A 16,970-nucleotide genomic window follows, 5' to 3' on the forward strand; every position below is an offset into this window, starting at 1 on the left:
GCCGCCGCCGCGCCGAAGCGTGTCGTCAGCCCAGTTGAATTGATCATGCCGCCCTCCCTGGGGATCCGTCGTGATGCATCGACGGTAGGGATCCGCCAGGGGCTCGCACCGTGCCCGAACGACAGGCGGGCGTACCCACCTTCGTCAGGGTTCGGCCCTGCGCGGTCGGCCACGGCAGCGTCGACCGGCCCGGCAGAGGCGCAGCTTTCTCCGCGTCGCTTTCAGGGCTGGCCGGTCTGGCGACTGTCCGACGAGGAGATCCTCCGCAAGCGGCGGTGATCAGAGCAGGTCGGACACGACGATAGCCACGAAGATCAGGACCACCGCCTCGCTGACCAACCACGAGTGGTCATTGGCCCAGTTGCGGATCTTCGGCAGCGCTGCCGTCGCCCGCTGACCGAACGCGAGCAGGGCGAGCAGTGGCAATGCCAGTAGCAGCAGTGTCAGACACAGGAACGGCAGCAGGTTCCACCACGGCTTGTCGTGGCCTGCCAGGCTCCCGGCGACTGCCAGCATTGTCGCCTCGTCACTGGGCATGGCGATGAAGAGAAGGAAGCCCAGCCCGAAGGCGAAGCGCGGCTCGGCCTCCTGCAACCTGCTCATCCACTTCGGCGGCTGGCTTCGCTTGCGGCGGGCGAAGATCATCACCATCAACGCCAGCAGCACCAGCAGCACCACCCAGTCGATCACGCGACGCGTGCCGTCATGCTTGTTCTGCCCGTTCCCAGCGCCATGCACCGTGCGGAAGACGACGTACCACACGGTCAGCGCGACGAGGATGCCGAGCCCGGCGCCGACCAGGTAGGCGAGCGAGCTGCGCTTCGCGTTCCGGCTGGAGGCGAGGAAGATGGCGCTGATGATCTGCGGACCGGCGATCATCACGAAGGCGAGCGGCAGGACACTCAGCAGATTCACGGTCCCTCCCTGTTGCCCTGATTCTTTTCCGAACCGGCCCGCCAGGTCGGCGTTCTGGGTGATCCGGTCCGTCCGGCCCACAGTGAGTCCGCGCGATCGTGCGACACGGGGCGGCCCATCGGCGGGATTCCGGGGTCAACGAGGGTCAGACCGGGCAGCCGGGATTTCGGGGCGTGACGCAGAAGCGCCGACCGGCGTTTCCGCTGGTCGGCGCTTCAGTAGCCCGGCGAAAGGCTATGTGGCCAGGGGCGGGGTCGAACCGCCGACCTTCCGATTTTCAGTCTGTCGTCCGAGCCTCGCCTGACCTGCGTCTGTACCGTTTTGTCCGAATATCTCATGTATCAACTTCTACGGAACGTGACGCTAGACTGCATCTCCTTCCCCTCTCGTGCGCCCAGGGGCGCACGGGCTACGGCGACATGGAGACGCAGTGGCAGAGATCAAGGAGCGTCCGAGAGCTGACGGCAGCTCGGCCTGGCGGGTGCGGTGGCGGTTGTGCGACCGCAACGGCAGCCTGGTGAAGATCGACGGCAAGGTGGCGTGGCAGTCCACGACGTGGTCGACAGAGAAGCTCGCGCTGGAGGCGAAGGCGACTGCGGAGGCGCACCGTCACGCGTGGACGGCGGAACAGGTGGAGGATGCGATCCTCGGACCCTCCGACACCGATTCGAAGCCGAGCGTGCCCACGCTGGCAGAGTGGTTCGGGGAGTGGATTGCGGCCGTCACCAGCATCTCGCCAGGCACCCGAGCAACGTACCAGCAGCAGTTCCGTGATCACATGAGCGAACCTCTGGGTAGCAAGCGGCTGGACGAGATCAGCGCCCTGGACGTCGGGAAGTGGATCAACCGTCGGCGTACCGACGGCGCCAAGAACACGACGATCACCCGCGACTTCTCGCTGCTGCAGCACTGCCTCCAAGCTGCGGTCCGCGAGCGGCACATTAGCCACAACCCCTGCAAGGAGACCAACTTCGTCCGCAACCAGGTCGCCGACGACGACCTCGGCGAGGGCGAGGTACTGGTCTTCACCCCCGAGCAGTACAAGCTGCTGCGCGCTTCCTTCGAACCGAAGTGGCACCCGCTCCTGGACTTCCTGGTCCGCACCGGCGCCCGCTGGTCCGAGGCGACCGCACTCCCTGTTGAGAACGTCGTGGCGCCGACGGCGAAGAGCAAGCCGAAGGTCCAGATTCGCCGGGCGTGGAAGCGCACCGGCGTCGGGGCGGGTCGGTACCTGGGCCCGACGAAGAACCGCAGGCGCCGGGAGATGACGATCGACGACTCCCTCTACCAGGCACTGAAGCCGTTGCTGAAGGGGAAGAAGAAGGGCGAGCTGGTCTTCTGTGGCGACGAGGGTCAGATGTTGGACTACTCGAACTTCTACCACCGGGTGTGGACGCCGGCGCTGGCAGACGCCCAGCGCTGCGCGCAGCATCCTCCGGAGATGCGGGGCCAGCGGGTCGCCGGGCTGAAGGGGCGATGCCGGGACCATGGCGGGAAGAATGACCAGGGCAAACCGTGCGGGGCGTGGCTGTCGCCAGGGTGGGATCGGTGCGTGAACCACATCGGCCCCGACCCGGCCGCGGTGTCCGACTGTGACTGCGAAGGGGTGCTGCGCCTGGACGACTCGGGAGGCGGTCCGCATCGGCTGCGACACACGTGCGCGTCGTGGCTGTTCGCCAAGAAGTTGGCGCCGCTGGCGATCTCGCGTCGACTCGGGCATGCGACGCTCGCGGTCACCAGTGAGATCTACGGGCACCTGATGCCGGAGTCGGACGACGCTGCGGCCGACGCGCTGGCGGAGATGCTGGAGGACCCGGCGGGGGACGACGAGGATCTGGCGGAGGATGACGAGGGCCTGGCGGAGGACGGCGAGGACTGAGTCTGGAACGGAAGGAGGGCCACCCGCACGCCGCGGGTGGCCCTCCTTCGTACTGCTGGGTGATCAGCTGGCGCGGCGGTGGCCACGGTTGTCGTCTGCCGCTGGCTGCGGCGGTGCCGGGTCGTCGAAGCGGGCCGCGATGGCGTCGAAGACGTCGAGCATGAGCTTGCGAGACCGGTCGTTGAGCCGCGGGTCGCGCATGATCGCGCTGCGGGCGTCGACGGCGGGGTCCCCGGTTGCCTCCGGGGCGGCCTCGGTTTCTTCCTCGACGGGTTCGACGGGTTCGATGCCGGCGAGCGCTTCGGCTTTCTCCTGGTCCATGCCGATGGCGGCGGCGATCTTGTGCACAGTGCGCAGGCGTGGTGACTCCTTGCTGTCGCGCAGGTTGTTCAGGGTCTGTCGGCCCACGCCTGCCGCCTTGGCCATCTCTTCCCACGTCAGCCGCTCGGTGCGGCGGTAGCGCTCCACCGCGACCCATAGCTGGTATGCGGGTCCGACCCGTCCCTGTCCCATCACGTCTTGTTTTGTAGCACACAAGACGAGACAGGTCACTACTCAGGTGCAATCCAATCACCTTAATTGCGCATTAAGTCGCTGGTCAGGGCTTCTCTTGTCTTGCTCTGTCTCATCATGTACCGTACGGAACGCAACGAAGTGAGACGGTATGATGCAGGGGAGTGGATCTTGTCAGCTGGGGCGGACGAGCTGCTGACGATCGACGAGGTCACCGACCTGCTCGGCATCTCCCGCATGACCCTCTGGCGCGTCAGCCACAACGGCGACCTGACGCCCGTGCGGGTCGCGGGATCCGGCCGCGACGGGGCGAAGCGGTACAGCCGGCAGTCCCTGGTGGACCTTCTCGCGAAGTGCACGGTGCGAGTCGACGAGGAGGAGCGCGAGGTGGACGCAGAGCCGGAGCTGGCCCAGCTGATCCCGCTGAAGGCGTTCGCCCTGGCCAACAACATCCCCGTGCGGGGCTTCCTGCAGGCGGCCCGCGACAAGAAGTTCGAGCACGTCCAGTTCAACGGCCGGCGCTACATCACGCCGGCGCAGGGCGACGCGTTCGTCAACCGCAACACCGTCACCGTGCGCGAGGACGACGAGCGGGCCGCGGAGCGCGAGCGGATTGACCGCTCCCGCGCTCGCCGCTCGCGACGCACCACCCCGCGGGCCGCGGCATGACCGCGCTCGCGACCACAGACGTCACGCCGTGTGGCGAGAGGGCACCCAACGGGAGCGCTGGCCGCTCCCGTTGGGGTGCCAACCCCGCGTCCGCCTCGCGGACGCGCACCGGTCCCGGGGCCGCTGAGCCAAGCGGCGGCCCCGGGACCTCAGACGTAATTCGGGGGCGGGGGAAGCGGGGGCGCTGGCGTCGCGACGGCCAGCGCCCCCGCTGATCTCCACCAGCCACAACAGGTGAGGCGTCACCCGCAGCCACGGATGACGCCTCGCGGCCACTTACCGACCTAACACCACTGGAAGAGGAGTAGGTCAATGACCAGCGGAGAGCGTACCCGAGCCCCGGGTGCCGCCCGCGGGAGCGGGCAGATCGAGGTGACGGCGTCGACGAAGTGCGCCGCGCCGGGCTGTGGCCTGGCGCTGGGCGAGCACCGCGATGCCGACGGCAAGCAGGAGAGGTGCTTCCACGTCGACGGCAAGCCGGTCGGCAGCGCCGCGTGCGCGAAGGCGCTGGCGGAGCCGCCGTGCGGCATCTGCGGGCGGCGCGGGAAGCACACGTGCACCCAGGCGGCGCGTGCCTACCTGACGTGCCTGTCGGTGCAGATCCAGATGCCGGCCAAGCGGGAGGTGTCGCGATGAGCGACGTGGCGCTGTTCGAGGTGCGCCCGAAGGAGGGGCTGCCGGCGTCGACCGTGCTGGTCGACGCCCCGGCGCTACGCAAGGCGCTGCAGCGGATCGCCAAGTTCCCTGGCACGGGCGCGCTCGCGAAGACGCGGGCCGACGTGCGCTGCGTCTGGCTGTGGGGATGCGACCGGAACCTGGCTCTGTTCGGTCAGGACGGGATCGCTGCCGGCCAGTACAAGGTGCCGACGGAGGGTCCGGCGGCCCGGGTGCCGTTGCTGGGTGTCGAGCCGAAGGACGTGAAGGGTGCCGTGGCCGCGCTGGATGGCCTCAAGGGGCTGGTCGGCCTGTCGGTCCTCGGCGATCGGCTGATGCTGACCCCGCGCGACGAGAAGACGCCCGGCTGGGTCGCGTCGCTGGTCGTCCCGAGTGAGCGGGACCTGCGGCACCTGCGACTGCTGATGGGCAAGATCATCAGCCACACGCAGCGGATCACTGAGGGGCGGGCGAAGCTGCCGCACGCCAGCGTGTGCTTCAACCCGGCCCTGGCGGCGAGGTTCGCCGGCGAGCCGCAGGACACCCGGCTGTGGTTCACCAGCGAGTACGGGGGCGTGCTCTTCCAAGCCGGGCCGCACTTCTGCGGGGTCGCCATGCCGGTGCGCCCGCGGGTGGGCAGCTCCGCCGAGCGGCCGATCCCGATGACGCCGGACCCCCTGCCGGTGGCCGACCTCCCCCGGTTCAGCAGCGAGTACGCGGAGGAGGGGATGGCTCGTGCGTCCTGAGCAAGCGAGGGCGCTCCCACAGCGGCGGCCCTGGGACGTGATCCCGAGCGCCGAGGCGAAGTGGAGCAAGCATTCCGGCAGGCACCAGTCGTGCGGCGAGTGCGTTCTGCGGCGCCACCACGGCGACACCTCGGCCGCGCCGAACGCGGCGCGATACAAGCGGACGGTCGGCGACGGCGTCCAGTTCTTCTGTTCGGGGCACGGCATGGCCCGCCGAGAGAACGACGACGACGCGAAGCTGGCCAAGAAGATCGCCGCGGCCGGAGGGCGGACCCGGTGAGCGCCCGGGAGGTTCTGGCGGAGCTGGCGCTGCGTGGGCGGCAGGCGTGGGCCAAGGATCCGGCCGCTGACGCGCCGGTGCACCGCGTGATGTCGGTGCAGCCGGGCCCGGAGGTGCGGCTGGCGTGCGGTGCCGTGCGGACCCACGGCGTGAGCGACGCCGTGGGCCGGTTCGAGGGGCACCTGTTCTGGTGCGCCGGCTGCTGGGCGGGTGGTCCGTCGTGACGCGGGTCGAGATCCGCGCGCAGATGCGGGGTCGCGACAGGTGCCTCGGGGTGGCGGACACCCCGGAGGACGCCGAGCGGGTGCAGGCGGCGTTCGCGGCGGCGCTTCGGCGGCCGGTGCGGCTAGTGCCGGTGGAGCAGCGTCCGGTGGCCGGGTGGCGAGCCGAAGCGGCCTGATCGATCGGCGGCCCGCCCGGGGGCGTGAGCGCATCGGCGCTCGCGGCCGGGCGGGCCGCCTTCTGACCTGAGAGAGAAGTGGTGGCGATGATCGACCTGCTGTTCGAGTTTCCCGACCGGACCGTGCTGCGCGTCGCCGACGGGGACAACAACGTGGTGACGTTCATCGAGCGGCACGACGAGGACGCCGACGGTGAGCCGGAGCGGTGGTTCCTGCCGTCGGGTGACCGGGAGGGCTGGAGCCAGGTGGTGGCGCGGCTGCAGGCCGCGCGGACCTGGGCGCCGGTGACCCCGTCGCTGACGGTGCTGGACGTGCTGGCGGCCCTGCGGGCCGACTTCCACGCGCGGCTGTCGGAGTCGGAGTTGGCGGAGTCGGGCTTTGAGCGGCAGCGGCTGGTGGGTATCGCGCTGGCGGCGGAGCAGGCCGCGCAGCGGCTGGCGATGGCGTCCGGCATGCCGCCGGTGAACTGGTCGCTGAGCGCGCCGCAGCGACAGCAGCCGACCGAGGTGATCCCGGCCGTGGAGGCGGTCGAGCCGCAGCAGCCGGCGGACTTCGCGATGACCCCGGCCGAGGTGGCGGAGTTGGCGAACTACGACCTGAACCTGCGTCAGGCGTGGAGTCAGCTCGTGGCGGCGCTGCTCGCCGTGCTCGGCCTGTCGTCGCGACAGCAGAAGACCCCGGCGGGTGCCGAGTGAGCGCGCTGGACGAGTTCTTGACGGAGTTGGAGCGCGGCGCGCTGATCGGGCTGTTCACCTGGTCGGCGCTGCTGCTGGGCGGGATCGGCGTGTTGGTGGCGGTGCTATGGGGGCGACGGCCGCGGCGTGGCCGGTACGTGCGGGGCGCGGCGAAGGCTCCGCGGACGTGGCGGGGTCAGGTGGCGGTGGGGCGGGTTCGGCTGGACGGCGACACGCGGGTGATGCCGCGCTACGACGACGAGTCGGTGACCGGTTGACGCGGGGCGTCCGCGCGGCGCTGCGCCGAACCGGGATCACCCGCAAGACGCCGTTGGCGCCGGGCAAGGCGCTGCCTCGGCGTTCGCGCCTGGCCAGCGGCAAGCCGGCCAAGCGCAACCCGCGCCACACCGGGCCGTCCACCGCGGCGCTCAAGGAGATCGTCGGCCGCGCCGGGCCGATGTGCGAGTGGCCGGCATGCCGGCGGGAGGCGACCGACACGCATCACCGGCTCAACCGCAAGGCCGGCGGCCGGCGCGGGGCGATGCACGAGCGCATCAACCAGCCGGCGTGGCTGCTGCGGGCGTGCCGGACACACCACCAGTTCGTGACCTCACCCGTCGGCGAGGACCGCGAACAGGTCATCGAGATGGGCTGGCTGCTCCTGGAAGGCCAGGACGCGCTGCTCGTCCCGGTGATCACCCGGCACTGGCCGGGACTGATCTGGCTCACGAACGACGGCGGCTGGACGACCAAGCCGCCCATGACAGGAAGCGAGGACAGGCTGTGACCACGACTGCGAGCACCACCTTCGCGCTGCCCTCGCCCGACGCCGGCATGGAGCGGGAGGCCCGCAACGTCCGCAAGGGCTGGTGGGTCCAGCTCGACCGGCAGGACCCGACCAGCTGGGCGCTGATCGACAAGGTCGAGTTCCAGGCGATGAAGGGAGGCGTCTCCGACCGGTACCGCAAGCCCGTGCTGGTCACGACCGGCGGGCAGCGGATCTGCCTGACTGCCAGTGAGAAGCTGCGAACCCTCAACGTGCGTGAGGTGAAGGCCGCTCGCCTGGACGGCCTCGACCCGGCCAACCCGTTCGAGCCGGCGCCGGCGCACACCCGGCCGCTGGTGTCCTTCGCTCGCGCGCTGGCCGCTGGTGCCGTCACCGAGGACCCCCGGCCGCACAGCAGCGCCACCGAGACCCGTCGGCGCCCGATCGGCGGCGCGAGGAACGTGACGCGGATGTCGTTCGTTCGCTGTGGCGAGCTGGCGAAGATCTTCGAGCGTTCGGGTCTGGCTGTGCGTCCCACGTGGGGCCTGCCGAAGCCGTGGACGCTGACCGAGGCTGGCGAGCGGTGGCTCGCCGAGGGCCTGACCGTCGAGTCCGACGAGCTGCCGCAGCGGGTGGCGGCGTGACGGACTCGATCACGCGGTGGCAGTTCGAGCTGCGGGCCGTGCACAAGATGCAGTCCTCCAACGACAACAAGCACTGGAGCGGCACCCGCGAGGCCCGCGCCACATGGCGTGCCATCGCCGCCAAGGCTGCCGACCGCCTGCGGATGCCCAAGGGGCTGGCGCGCATCCGGGTGGACATCGAGCTGGTGTTCCCGGCCAAGGCCAAGCGAGACGCGCCGAACTACTACCAGGAGATCGGCAAGCGCATCGTCGACGGCCTCGGGCCGCAGCGCATCGTTAGGGGCAAGAACCCGCGCATCGAGCCCGGCCACGGGGTTGTCGTCGACGACACCGCCAAGCAGGTCCACGGCCCGAACATCACCATCAGCGAGCGGCTCGCCGACACCTCGACGCACCCGTTCGGGTACGCGGTGGTGACGGTGTGGGACCTGTCGACGCCGCCGCCGATCCCCGAGTCCGGCATCGGCTGGCGGGTGGTCACGTGGAGGGACCCGGAGGGCAGGCGGTGGTTCCGCCACGGACTGGACCTGGAGCAGTTCGTCGACGACGGATTCCTGCGCGGGGAGAAGTCCGAGATTTTCGACTCTCGGACGGAGCTGGAGGCCGCGTACGGCCTGCTGACGCCCGCCGACGTCGACGATCCGGCCGCGCTGCTGGTCGACCTGCACGCCACCCAGTTGCGCCTGGCCGGCTACGTGGTCGGCGGTGACGCGTGACGTACCTGCTCGGCTACAACGAGCGCGGCGACGACCTGCACTACGTCGCCGCCACTCGACCCACCCACGGGCTGTGCGGCACCCGGCTGGCGTTCGTGCCGCACCAGCGGCCGGCCAACCCGTTCGTGCACACCGCATGCCAGGACCGGCTGGCCGCCGCTCTGGCCGCTGGCGAGGCCGTGGCGATGCGTGCCCCGTTCGAGAGCGGCGCCTGCCCGGACTGTGGTGGCAGCGTGGCCGTCGACGCGGATAGCCGGGTCGCTCCACACCCGAAGATGATCATCCGGCACGGGCGGATGGTCGCCTCCGACGAGGCGTGCAGCGGCGCCGGCGAGCCCCCCGAGGAGCAGCCGTGACGGCCGGCGGGGCCGCCGCCTGGCGGATGTGGATGTCTCGGCAGCAGCGTGAGGCCGCCGAGCAGCCGCGCTGCGCCGGCAAGGACGCCGCACGATGGAACACCGGCCACGAGGGGAACCTGTTCGCCTACGCCGTCTGCGCGGCCTGCCGGCTGCCGCAGATCGGCGACTGCGCCCCCGACGAGAGCACCCGGGGTGTGATCCTCGCCGGGGTCGCCTACGACGACCGGGGTCGGGCGCTGAGCCGGTGCCCGCACTGCGACTTCCCGATGCCCATCAGCGCCGAGGCGCCGCAGGGCGCGTGCAAGCGGCGGCTGTGCCCGTCGAACCAGCAGGTTGAGGGCGTCTACGCCGAGATCAACGAGCACCGTCCGGCGGCGTACCGCCAGCAGATCACCGAGTGGACTCTCGCCGGCGTGCCCCGGGCGGAGATCTGTCAGCGGCTCAACCTCCCCGAGCGCGGGGTGCGCGGTGCGCAGACCCGCTGGGGGCTGACCGGGGCGAAGCTCGCCGCCCGGCAGGCCGCCATGCAGTCCAGGAGGGTGGCATGAGCGCGAAGCTGACGCTGGTGCCGGACCTGCCCGACGAGGCCGCGACCGCGATCCTGTCGGCGCCGCTGCCTGACGTCGTCAGCGCGCAGGGCCTCACCGGCTGCATCGACGACAACGGCACCTGCGGCGGCAAACTCGTCGGGCGGGGCCGCTGCCGCAAGCACTACATGCGCTGGTGGCGCGCCACCCGGGGGAAGCAGCGCCCGACGGCGCTGCACCTCAAGGCCGCCACGATCGCCGAGCGCTTCTGGCGCAAGGTCGACCGGCGCAGCCGGGCCGAGTGCTGGCCGTGGACGGGCAGCGCCAACCGCAGCGGCCACGGCGAGTTCTTCGTCTCCCCCGAGCGGGGCAGGGTCCCCGCGCACACGTTCGCCGTCGAGCTGACCGTCGGCCGGGCGTGCCCTGAGGGGCTGGAGGGCTGCCACCGGTGCGACAACCCGCCCTGCTGCAACCCGGCGCACGTCTACTACGGCACCCGCCAGGACAACGTCGACGACATGTGGGCCCGCGGTCGCGCGGCCTACGGCGAGAGGTTGCCGCAGGCCCGGCTCACCGAGCGCGACGTCCTCGCCATCCGGGTGCGCTTCGCGGCCGGCGACACGCAGCCCGCGCTGGCCGCCGAGTTCCAGGTCTCGGACTCCCAGATCAGCCACATCGTCAACGGCCACTCCTGGCGGCACGTCGGCGGACCCATCAAGACGCACGGCCGCCCCGGCCGGCGTCCGATCAACAGGAAGGCGGCCTGACATGGCTGGAGACACCACGATCACTCTGATCGGCAATTGCACGGACAGTCCGGAGCTTCGGTTCACCCCGTCCGGCGCCGCGGTCGCCAAGTTCCGCGTCGCCTCGACGCCGCGGTTCCTCGACAAGGCCAGCGGCGAGTGGAAGGACGGCGATCCGCTGTTCCTGTCCTGCACTGTGTGGCGGCAGATGGCCGAGCACGTCACCGAGACGCTGGAGCGCGGCTCCCGGGTCATCGTCACGGGCCGGCTGCGGCAGCGCTCGTACGAGACGCGTGAGGGCGAGAAGCGCACCGTCATCGAGATGGAGGTCGACGAGATCGGCCCGTCGCTGCGGTACGCCACGGCGAAGATCCAGAAGATGGCCCGCTCCGGCCCGCAGGCGGGCCCCGGCCCGGACGACCCCTGGGCGACGGGCGCCGCCAGCCGCGACGGCAGCGACCCGTGGGCCAGCGCCGCGCCGCAGGGCGAGGTGTTCGGCGCCAGCGGCAGCTCCGGCGACGAGGAGCCCCCGTTCTGATCCGCACCTGAGTAGCGGTCGCCCGCCGGCCCTGAGCCGCGGGCGACCGCTCGGACCATCCCCGAGCGCCGGCACGTGCCGGCAGAGCACCACCTCACATCCCCGACCGAAAGGACCGCATCCATGCGATGCACCCGCCACGGTGCCGGCTGCAGGAGACTGCTCTGCCGACTCCTCGGCCGCCTGACGCCGGCCGCCAGGCACACCACGACCACCTTCAGCGCCGACCGGCCCTCCGCCGCGAGCCGGTCGGCCGCGCACCGGTCGAGCCCGAGCCGGTCGACCACCAGTCGACCGGTCAGCCGAGCGGCGCACGACCCGCTCGCCGATCCGCTCAGCCCGCAGCACCAGGCTGTCTACGGCGGGCCGTTCTGGGGCTCGACCCGGGCGGACTACTCCTCGACGCCCGACTGTGACGACCGCTCCTCGCGGCACGACGGCGGCTCGTCGTGGTCGAGCCACGACAGCAGCGGCTCGACGAGCCACGACGGCGGCTCGTCGACGTCGAGCTACAGCGGCGGCGGCAGCTCGTCCAGCTACGACAGCGGCGGCAGCAGCGGCTCGTCGTACTCCAGCGGCGACAGCGGGGGTAGCTGGTGATGAACCGTCCCCTGAAGGCCGCTCTCATCGTCGGGGCACTGGCGGTCGGCTTCCTCGCCTGCGCCGGCATCGCGCCGTACTACACCACCATCGCCGTGTGGGAGCTGCGGGAGCTGGTGCCGCTGCTCGCCTTCGTCGCCGTGGCCGTGATCTTCAGCGCGGGGCTCGGCGCGGTGGGGTTCGCCCGCAGCGAGGGCTCCGGCGGCGGCCTGGCGCTTCTCGGCCTTGTCGTCGGCATCGTCGTCGGCGGGTTGTGGCTGCTGCACACCAACTACGACCAGGACCGCACGTACTCGGAGGCGACCACCGTCACCGCCGACCCGCTGCCACAGTTCGGTCCCCGCGCGCCGTACCAGGTGGGCCAGGCGCAGGCCCGACCGAACCTGGGCGACACGGGGGGCGATATCGCCGACACCACCTACGTGCCCGGCGAGGACCGGTACGCCACGCTGGTCAACCGGCGGGGCTGGCTGTCCGGCTACGAGGTGGCGTTCACGCAGCAGATCCCACTGCAGGGCCGCGGGGCGACCGACCAGAAGTGCGCGTTCGACCGCAGCAGGGCCGACGCCCGCTCTGGCGGGAACTTCACCCACAACCTGGGTCGGCTGATCTCGAAGGAACAGCGGTGGGTGCGCTTCGACGGCGCTGACATCTACGCCTACTGCGACGGCGACCGTCCGGTGGTGGTCGTGCCGCTCAAGCGACAGGTCGGCCTGATGGTGCTCACGGAGCGCCCGGCCGGGGTGGCCCTGTACGACGGCAAGACCGGCGACCTGACGATCACCACCGACATCTCGGAGATCCCCGGCCCGTCGTACCCGCTGAGCCTTGCCCGGCAGCAGCGGGAGGCGACCCGCGGCATCGGCTCGTTCGCGGACTGGGTGTTCAAGCGGGCCGGGTGGGAGACCCCGGACGACGACACGAACTCCGGCAACGACGCGGAGTACACCCTGGACGCCGGCGGCCAACCGATGTACGCCACCCCGCTGACCGGGCGGGGATCGGCCACCGCGATCTCGGTGGTGACCACCGTTCCGGCTCGACACTCGGGCCTGGGGCTCGCACCGATGCGAGCCCACAAGCTCACGCCGGTGTGGGTGTCGCCCGGGGCGATCGTGGACCGAATCAAGGCCGACTACCAGGACATCCCGAACTGGCAGACGATCCAGGTGTACGAGGTGATCCCGACCGGGCCGAACGCGTGGGTCGCCACGCTGGGCACCGGGCAGAACATCCTCTACCGCGCCACCGGCACCGGCGACCTCAAGGGTGACAAGCCGACGTGCCTGCTGCGGGCGGACGGCAGCACGTACCGGTGCGGCACCCTCGCCGGCGTCAACGGCAACGGCGTCGGCACCCAGTACGGGGGCAGCGACCCGGGGACGCCGGTGCCGGCGCCGTCGGGGGACATGCGGTCGATGTCGGACGCCGAGTTCGCCGCGCTGCAGCGGAGGGTGGCGGAGGAGGCCGCCTGTCGCCTCGACAAGGCGACCTGCCAGCGCCGCTGATCCAACCCTCTCCCGGGCGCGGCCCGCCCGTCCACGCGGGCCGCGCCCACCCAGACCTTCCGAGCAGCAAGGGCACGCCGATGACCCACCTCCACGCCATCCCGGTGAGCGACGGCAGCGCGGACGCGACGTCCGCCACGACCACCCCGCTCCCGCCCCTGAGCTTGCGCCAGCGGCGCGTTCTCGCGGTCATCCGTACCCACGTCGAGACCCACGGTTTCCCGCCGTCCGTGCGCGAGATCGGCGCCGCCGTGGGACTGAGTGCATCCGCCGCGCACTACCAGGTTCGCCGGCTGCACGAAAAGGGCTACATCCGTCGCGACCCGGTTCGGGCCCGTGCGCTGGTGGTCGTTGAGACGGAGGAAGAGCAGCGGCACCAGCTGCGGGTGTTGCCCGGCGGCGCGGCGTGACCGGCGGCCGGTCAGACCTTCAGCTGCGGACCGCCCAGCTTCTCCAGCGCCTGGGAGTACCAGGGCACGGGCAGCAGGTGGGCGACCTCGACGTTGCTGCGCAGCAGCTGGACGAACTTGCCGTCGGTTTCCACGAGGTCGAGGGTTGCGGACCAGTTCGTGCGGGCCGCGGCCATGCCGACGGAGGTGCGCGAGGCCAGCGGGGGCTCGCGGAGCTTGTCGACCGCAGCGACGTAGAAGGTCGGCGGGACCATGACGGCGGCGGGACTGGCGTTGCGCAGCAGGATGAGCTGCTCGCCGGCGGCGACGCGTTCGAGAGTGGTGCGCCAGGAGTCCCGAGCTTCGCGGGCTCCCACGATCCGCATCTGAGGCTTCCTGGTCATGGCCGGATCGTACCCGAGCGAAGCCGTCGCCCTGTCCCTGGTGGTGGCTGCCACTATTCCGGCCTTCCCCTGAGTCGTTCTTGCGGTGTTGCACATGTCCCGTCTAGTGTACGGTTCAATGCACCGCAGGGCAACCCGTTCAGCGGTTACAAGCGATCGAAGGCCGGCTATCAGCCCGCCTCGACCGGGTACTGCTGAGCACCCGGCGCGGAGGCGGCGATGGCGAAGAGAAAAGAAGGGAGGGTGGCGACGATGGTCGATGTCAAGGCGTACAACGAGGCGATCCGCAAGGCGGACCTGCCCGGCCCGAAGAAGGCCCTCCTCTACGCCCTGTCCTCCCTGGTCGACCCAGAGACCGGACTCATCCCGGAGAAGGATCAGCCGGGCTACACGAAGCTGGCAAAGTACGCGGGGCTCGGCCGATCCACCACGATCCGGACGATGCCGCAGCTCAAGGAGGACGGCTGGTTCAAGGTTTCCGTCCCGAACGTGCAGGCATCGTGGCAGGACAAGGAGACCAACAGCTACCTGCTGACCATCCCGGAGTCCATGGCTGGACTCGTTGGTCCCGGAGCGGGACTAGTCCCAGAGCGGGACCGGTCCCAGAGCGGGACTAGTACCGATGCGGGACTGGTCCCGGAGCGAGACGCAGAAACGCGCCAGCAGGGGGCGGGACTGGTCCCGGAGCGGGACCGGACTAGTCCCGCAGCGGGACGCGCTTTTAAGAACTCTTCTACTTCTTCTTCTACTTCTAGTGATCTTTCTTCGTCGGCTTCGCCGCCGAAGCCCGACACGACGACGAAGAAGACCTCCGACGCCGGTGCGACCAAGGCGACCAGGGGCACCCGGATCCCCGCCGACTTCTGGCCGGACGAGGACATGATCGCCTGGGCGAAGGCGGACACCCCGAACGTCGGGCTCGCCGAGACTCATGCCTTCATCGACCACTTCCGGGGCGCTCCCGGCCAGAAGGGCGTCAAGATCGACTGGCCGGCAACCTGGCGCAACTGGATGCGCCGGGAGCAGAAGCGCGTGCGGGAGCAGCTCGACCGCGAGGCCCGCTACGCCGCCGCGCGGGGCCAGGGCCCGGCCACCTCGCCGAGGTCCGTCCCCGAGGCCGACAAGTGCCCGAACCACCCCGGACGCCTGAAGAAGAACTGCGGCCTGTGCCGCGCCGAGCGCGGCGGCCGTCGAGACGAAGGGAGTACCAGGTGAGCGCCGCCACGGCGGTCCGCCCCCGCCGCGCCGAGGAGTCGCCGGCCGATCCGCAGTTCGAGCGGACGCCGCCACAGGACGTCGACGCCGAGCAGGCCGTGCTCGGGGCGATGATGCTCAGCGAGCAGGCTGCCGACGACGTGATCGACATCCTGCAGCCGCGGGACTTCTACCGGCCGATCCACGAGAGCCTCTACCGGCTGATGGTCAGTCGGCTGGGGCGCAACCTGCCGATCGACCCGATCGCCATGGCCGACGCTCTGGACAAGGCCGGGGACCTGCAGCGGGTGGGCGGAGCGCCCTACCTGCACACTCTCATGGCAAAGCCGCCGACGGCGGCCAACGGGGCGTACTACGCCAGGATCGTGGCCGAGCGGGCCGTGTTCCGCCGGATGGTCGAGGCCGGCACCAAGATCGTCCAGCTCGGGTACGGCCAGGGCGACGACGCCAACCGTGACGTCGAGGACGTCGTCGACCTGGCGCAGCGAACCATCCACGACGCGACGGCCAGCAACCACCAGGCGACCGTCGCCGCCGTCGGCGACATCGTCGACGACGAGCTGGCTCACCTGGTCGACGTCGTCGAGGGCCGGGTGCCCAAGGGACTGTCCACCGGCCTCGGCCGGCTCGACAAGCTCATCGGCGGCTTCCTGCCAGGGCAGCTCATCGTCCCGGCCGGCCGGCCGGGCATGGGCAAGAGCCTGGCGGCCCTCGGGTTCGCCAAGGCCGCCGCCCGGCGCGGCCACCCGTCGATCATCTTCTCCCTGGAGATGAGCAAGCGGGAGCTGATGTGGCGCCTGCTCTCCGACGTCGGCGACATCAACTCCAACCTGTTCACCACTGGCCGGCTCAGCGAGCGGGACCTGGAGCGGGCCAGGGAAGCGGGACGCGAGATCGCGACGTGGCCGCTGCACGTCGTCGACGACTGCCACACGGTGGCCCAAATCCGCTCGGTCTCGCGCCGCTTCCACCAGCGCATGGGCAGCGTCGGCATCATCACCGTGGACTACCTCCAGCGACTGCGTGAGACCAAGGCGTACGACCGCCGCGACCTGGCGGTGGGGGCGAACGCCCGGGACCTCAAGTTCCTCGCACAGGAGCTGCAGTGCACCGTCGTCGCGCCAGCGCAGATCAACCGCGGCAACGAGAACCGTACGGACAAGCGACCCCAGCTGTCCGACCTTCGCGACTCCGGCGAAATCGAGCAGGAAGCCGACATGGTCATCCTGCTGCACCGCGAGGACTACTACGACCAGGAGTCCCCGCGCGCCGGGGAGGCGGACTTCATTGTCGCCAAGAACCGCGGTGGCCCGACCGACACCGTCGAGGTGGCCGCACCCCTGCACTACTCGCGCTTCCAGGACTTCGGCTTCGACGACGAAGAACTCTACTGACCCCGGCGGCCCCCATGAGTGCGCCGAATGGCCGCCGAGCCTAACGGAGAACAGGAAGCAGTGACCCGCATCCCCCTGAGGAGCATGACCTTGAGGACCGACTCCACCCCCACCAAGGCGGTCGCCGCGCCGAGCATGGCCGAGCGCATCCGCGCGTTCGTCCCTGACCATGCTGCGATCGTCCTGAAGCCGCCGCCCCTGGGGAACTCCTGGACCTGGTCCACGCCCGCCGGCCTGTGGGCGATCTACGACGCAGGCCAGGGCCACTTCGTCCTGTCCGGACCGGGCGGCACCTGGACGTTCAAGGAGCCCGACGAGGCCGTCATGGCCCGGCGACTGGAGGACGTGCTGCGCGCCCTCGACGCCATCCCCGCCGCCGCGCAGGCGGCCCACTGACTTCCGCGCCGAGCGGAACGAGAAACACCAGACCGAC

General features: G+C 70.7%; 24 protein-coding genes and 1 pseudogene. 22 read left to right on the forward strand and 3 right to left on the reverse strand.

Going from position 1 to position 16,970, the window contains the following annotated elements; translation table 11 throughout:
- Nucleotides 1–279 precede the first annotated feature (279 nt).
- Complete coding sequence (locus tag ACGF5G_RS07685; protein WP_393259910.1) at nucleotides 280–915, reverse strand: GAP family protein; 636 nt, start codon at nucleotides 913–915, stop codon at nucleotides 280–282.
- 430 nt (nucleotides 916–1,345) lie between these two features.
- On the opposite strand from ACGF5G_RS07685, the gene ACGF5G_RS07690 reads away from it, so the two are divergent.
- Entirely contained in the window at nucleotides 1,346–2,794 is a 1,449-nt protein-coding gene (locus ACGF5G_RS07690; RefSeq protein ID WP_393259913.1) for a tyrosine-type recombinase/integrase, read from the forward strand.
- A gap of 63 nt (nucleotides 2,795–2,857) precedes the next feature.
- Here the strand turns inward: ACGF5G_RS07690 and ACGF5G_RS07695 are convergent, their stop codons facing one another.
- Nucleotides 2,858–3,262, reverse strand: coding sequence for a helix-turn-helix transcriptional regulator (locus tag ACGF5G_RS07695; protein ID WP_393259916.1), 405 nt, complete (start codon nucleotides 3,260–3,262; stop codon nucleotides 2,858–2,860).
- A gap of 216 nt (nucleotides 3,263–3,478) precedes the next feature.
- Here ACGF5G_RS07695 and ACGF5G_RS07700 point away from each other — a divergent pair, with 216 nt between their 5' ends.
- The 18 genes and pseudogenes from ACGF5G_RS07700 to ACGF5G_RS07785 all read left to right on the forward strand — a co-directional run.
- On the forward strand, nucleotides 3,479–3,976 hold the full coding sequence (locus ACGF5G_RS07700; RefSeq protein ID WP_393259919.1) for a helix-turn-helix transcriptional regulator: 498 nt from the start codon (nucleotides 3,479–3,481) through the stop codon (nucleotides 3,974–3,976).
- 312 nt (nucleotides 3,977–4,288) lie between these two features.
- A complete protein-coding gene (locus tag ACGF5G_RS07705; protein WP_393259921.1) occupies nucleotides 4,289–4,612 on the forward strand; it encodes a hypothetical protein in 324 nt (107 codons plus the stop codon).
- On the forward strand, nucleotides 4,609–5,376 hold the full coding sequence (locus ACGF5G_RS07710) for a hypothetical protein (protein ID WP_393259924.1): 768 nt from the start codon (nucleotides 4,609–4,611) through the stop codon (nucleotides 5,374–5,376). Before ACGF5G_RS07705 ends, ACGF5G_RS07710 begins: the two co-directional genes overlap by 4 nt.
- The gene (locus ACGF5G_RS07715) at nucleotides 5,366–5,656 is read left to right on the forward strand and encodes a hypothetical protein (RefSeq protein ID WP_393259926.1); all 291 of its coding nucleotides are present in this window, start codon (nucleotides 5,366–5,368) and stop codon (nucleotides 5,654–5,656) included. The genes ACGF5G_RS07710 and ACGF5G_RS07715 overlap by 11 nt, the downstream gene beginning before the upstream one ends.
- Nucleotides 5,653–5,880 (forward strand): hypothetical protein, encoded by a 228-nt coding sequence (locus ACGF5G_RS07720; RefSeq protein WP_393259928.1) that lies wholly within the window; start codon nucleotides 5,653–5,655, stop codon nucleotides 5,878–5,880. The genes ACGF5G_RS07715 and ACGF5G_RS07720 overlap by 4 nt, the downstream gene beginning before the upstream one ends.
- Nucleotides 5,877–6,056 carry a hypothetical protein gene (locus tag ACGF5G_RS07725; protein ID WP_393259931.1) on the forward strand — a complete coding sequence of 60 codons (180 nt, stop codon included), beginning with the start codon at nucleotides 5,877–5,879 and terminating at the stop codon, nucleotides 6,054–6,056. The genes ACGF5G_RS07720 and ACGF5G_RS07725 overlap by 4 nt, the downstream gene beginning before the upstream one ends.
- A gap of 81 nt (nucleotides 6,057–6,137) precedes the next feature.
- Nucleotides 6,138–6,752 (forward strand): hypothetical protein, encoded by a 615-nt coding sequence (locus ACGF5G_RS07730; RefSeq protein ID WP_393259934.1) that lies wholly within the window; start codon nucleotides 6,138–6,140, stop codon nucleotides 6,750–6,752.
- The gene (locus ACGF5G_RS07735) at nucleotides 6,749–7,009 is read left to right on the forward strand and encodes a hypothetical protein (RefSeq protein WP_393259936.1); all 261 of its coding nucleotides are present in this window, start codon (nucleotides 6,749–6,751) and stop codon (nucleotides 7,007–7,009) included. The genes ACGF5G_RS07730 and ACGF5G_RS07735 overlap by 4 nt, the downstream gene beginning before the upstream one ends.
- Nucleotides 7,006–7,518: a hypothetical protein gene (locus tag ACGF5G_RS07740; RefSeq protein ID WP_393259938.1), complete on the forward strand. Its 513-nt coding sequence runs from the start codon at nucleotides 7,006–7,008 to the stop codon at nucleotides 7,516–7,518. Before ACGF5G_RS07735 ends, ACGF5G_RS07740 begins: the two co-directional genes overlap by 4 nt.
- The gene (locus tag ACGF5G_RS07745; RefSeq protein WP_393259940.1) at nucleotides 7,515–8,141 is read left to right on the forward strand and encodes a hypothetical protein; all 627 of its coding nucleotides are present in this window, start codon (nucleotides 7,515–7,517) and stop codon (nucleotides 8,139–8,141) included. Before ACGF5G_RS07740 ends, ACGF5G_RS07745 begins: the two co-directional genes overlap by 4 nt.
- Nucleotides 8,138–8,857 (forward strand): hypothetical protein, encoded by a 720-nt coding sequence (locus tag ACGF5G_RS07750; protein WP_393259943.1) that lies wholly within the window; start codon nucleotides 8,138–8,140, stop codon nucleotides 8,855–8,857. Before ACGF5G_RS07745 ends, ACGF5G_RS07750 begins: the two co-directional genes overlap by 4 nt.
- Nucleotides 8,854–9,213 (forward strand): hypothetical protein, encoded by a 360-nt coding sequence (locus tag ACGF5G_RS07755; protein WP_393259945.1) that lies wholly within the window; start codon nucleotides 8,854–8,856, stop codon nucleotides 9,211–9,213. The genes ACGF5G_RS07750 and ACGF5G_RS07755 overlap by 4 nt, the downstream gene beginning before the upstream one ends.
- Complete coding sequence (locus ACGF5G_RS07760) at nucleotides 9,210–9,764, forward strand: hypothetical protein (RefSeq protein WP_393259948.1); 555 nt, start codon at nucleotides 9,210–9,212, stop codon at nucleotides 9,762–9,764. Before ACGF5G_RS07755 ends, ACGF5G_RS07760 begins: the two co-directional genes overlap by 4 nt.
- Nucleotides 9,761–10,510 (forward strand): HNH endonuclease, encoded by a 750-nt coding sequence (locus tag ACGF5G_RS07765; RefSeq protein ID WP_393259951.1) that lies wholly within the window; start codon nucleotides 9,761–9,763, stop codon nucleotides 10,508–10,510. The genes ACGF5G_RS07760 and ACGF5G_RS07765 overlap by 4 nt, the downstream gene beginning before the upstream one ends.
- A gap of 1 nt (nucleotide 10,511) precedes the next feature.
- A complete protein-coding gene (locus tag ACGF5G_RS07770) occupies nucleotides 10,512–11,027 on the forward strand; it encodes a single-stranded DNA-binding protein (RefSeq protein ID WP_393259953.1) in 516 nt (171 codons plus the stop codon).
- Nucleotides 11,028–11,150: 123 nt separating this feature from the next.
- A complete protein-coding gene (locus tag ACGF5G_RS07775; RefSeq protein ID WP_393259956.1) occupies nucleotides 11,151–11,627 on the forward strand; it encodes a hypothetical protein in 477 nt (158 codons plus the stop codon).
- Nucleotides 11,627–13,135: a hypothetical protein gene (locus tag ACGF5G_RS07780; RefSeq protein WP_393259959.1), complete on the forward strand. Its 1,509-nt coding sequence runs from the start codon at nucleotides 11,627–11,629 to the stop codon at nucleotides 13,133–13,135. The genes ACGF5G_RS07775 and ACGF5G_RS07780 overlap by 1 nt, the downstream gene beginning before the upstream one ends.
- A 98-nt stretch (nucleotides 13,136–13,233) precedes the next feature.
- Nucleotides 13,234–13,485: pseudogene (locus ACGF5G_RS07785) on the forward strand (MarR family transcriptional regulator); the annotation flags it as partial.
- 71 nt (nucleotides 13,486–13,556) lie between these two features.
- Here the strand turns inward: ACGF5G_RS07785 and ACGF5G_RS07790 are convergent.
- Nucleotides 13,557–13,928: a type II toxin-antitoxin system Phd/YefM family antitoxin gene (locus ACGF5G_RS07790; protein ID WP_393259962.1), complete on the reverse strand. Its 372-nt coding sequence runs from the start codon at nucleotides 13,926–13,928 to the stop codon at nucleotides 13,557–13,559.
- A 243-nt stretch (nucleotides 13,929–14,171) separates the two neighbouring features.
- Here ACGF5G_RS07790 and ACGF5G_RS07795 point away from each other — a divergent pair, with 243 nt between their 5' ends.
- From ACGF5G_RS07795 to ACGF5G_RS07805, 3 genes are all read left to right on the forward strand, one after another.
- Nucleotides 14,172–15,143 carry a hypothetical protein gene (locus ACGF5G_RS07795; protein WP_393259964.1) on the forward strand — a complete coding sequence of 324 codons (972 nt, stop codon included), beginning with the start codon at nucleotides 14,172–14,174 and terminating at the stop codon, nucleotides 15,141–15,143.
- A complete protein-coding gene (gene dnaB / locus ACGF5G_RS07800; protein WP_393259967.1) occupies nucleotides 15,140–16,537 on the forward strand; it encodes a replicative DNA helicase in 1,398 nt (465 codons plus the stop codon). Before ACGF5G_RS07795 ends, dnaB begins: the two co-directional genes overlap by 4 nt.
- Before the next feature lie 84 nt (nucleotides 16,538–16,621).
- Complete coding sequence (locus ACGF5G_RS07805; RefSeq protein ID WP_393259969.1) at nucleotides 16,622–16,933, forward strand: hypothetical protein; 312 nt, start codon at nucleotides 16,622–16,624, stop codon at nucleotides 16,931–16,933.
- Nucleotides 16,934–16,970 lie beyond the last annotated feature (37 nt).

Source organism: Micromonospora sp. NPDC047730 (assembly GCF_043204765.1).
Lineage (GTDB): Bacteria > Actinomycetota > Actinomycetes > Mycobacteriales > Micromonosporaceae > Micromonospora.

Coding starts and splice junctions, on each gene's coding strand:
- ACGF5G_RS07705 (WP_393259921.1), top strand. CDS start 4,289: ATGACCAGCGGAGAGCGTACCCGAGCCCCGGGTGCCGCCCGCGGGAGC.
- ACGF5G_RS07710 (WP_393259924.1), top strand. CDS start 4,609: ATGAGCGACGTGGCGCTGTTCGAGGTGCGCCCGAAGGAGGGGCTGCCG.
- ACGF5G_RS07765 (WP_393259951.1), top strand. CDS start 9,761: ATGAGCGCGAAGCTGACGCTGGTGCCGGACCTGCCCGACGAGGCCGCG.
- ACGF5G_RS07770 (WP_393259953.1), top strand. CDS start 10,512: ATGGCTGGAGACACCACGATCACTCTGATCGGCAATTGCACGGACAGT.
- ACGF5G_RS07775 (WP_393259956.1), top strand. CDS start 11,151: ATGCGATGCACCCGCCACGGTGCCGGCTGCAGGAGACTGCTCTGCCGA.
- ACGF5G_RS07780 (WP_393259959.1), top strand. CDS start 11,627: ATGAACCGTCCCCTGAAGGCCGCTCTCATCGTCGGGGCACTGGCGGTC.
- ACGF5G_RS07790 (WP_393259962.1), bottom strand. CDS start 13,928: ATGACCAGGAAGCCTCAGATGCGGATCGTGGGAGCCCGCGAAGCTCGG.
- ACGF5G_RS07805 (WP_393259969.1), top strand. CDS start 16,622: ATGACCTTGAGGACCGACTCCACCCCCACCAAGGCGGTCGCCGCGCCG.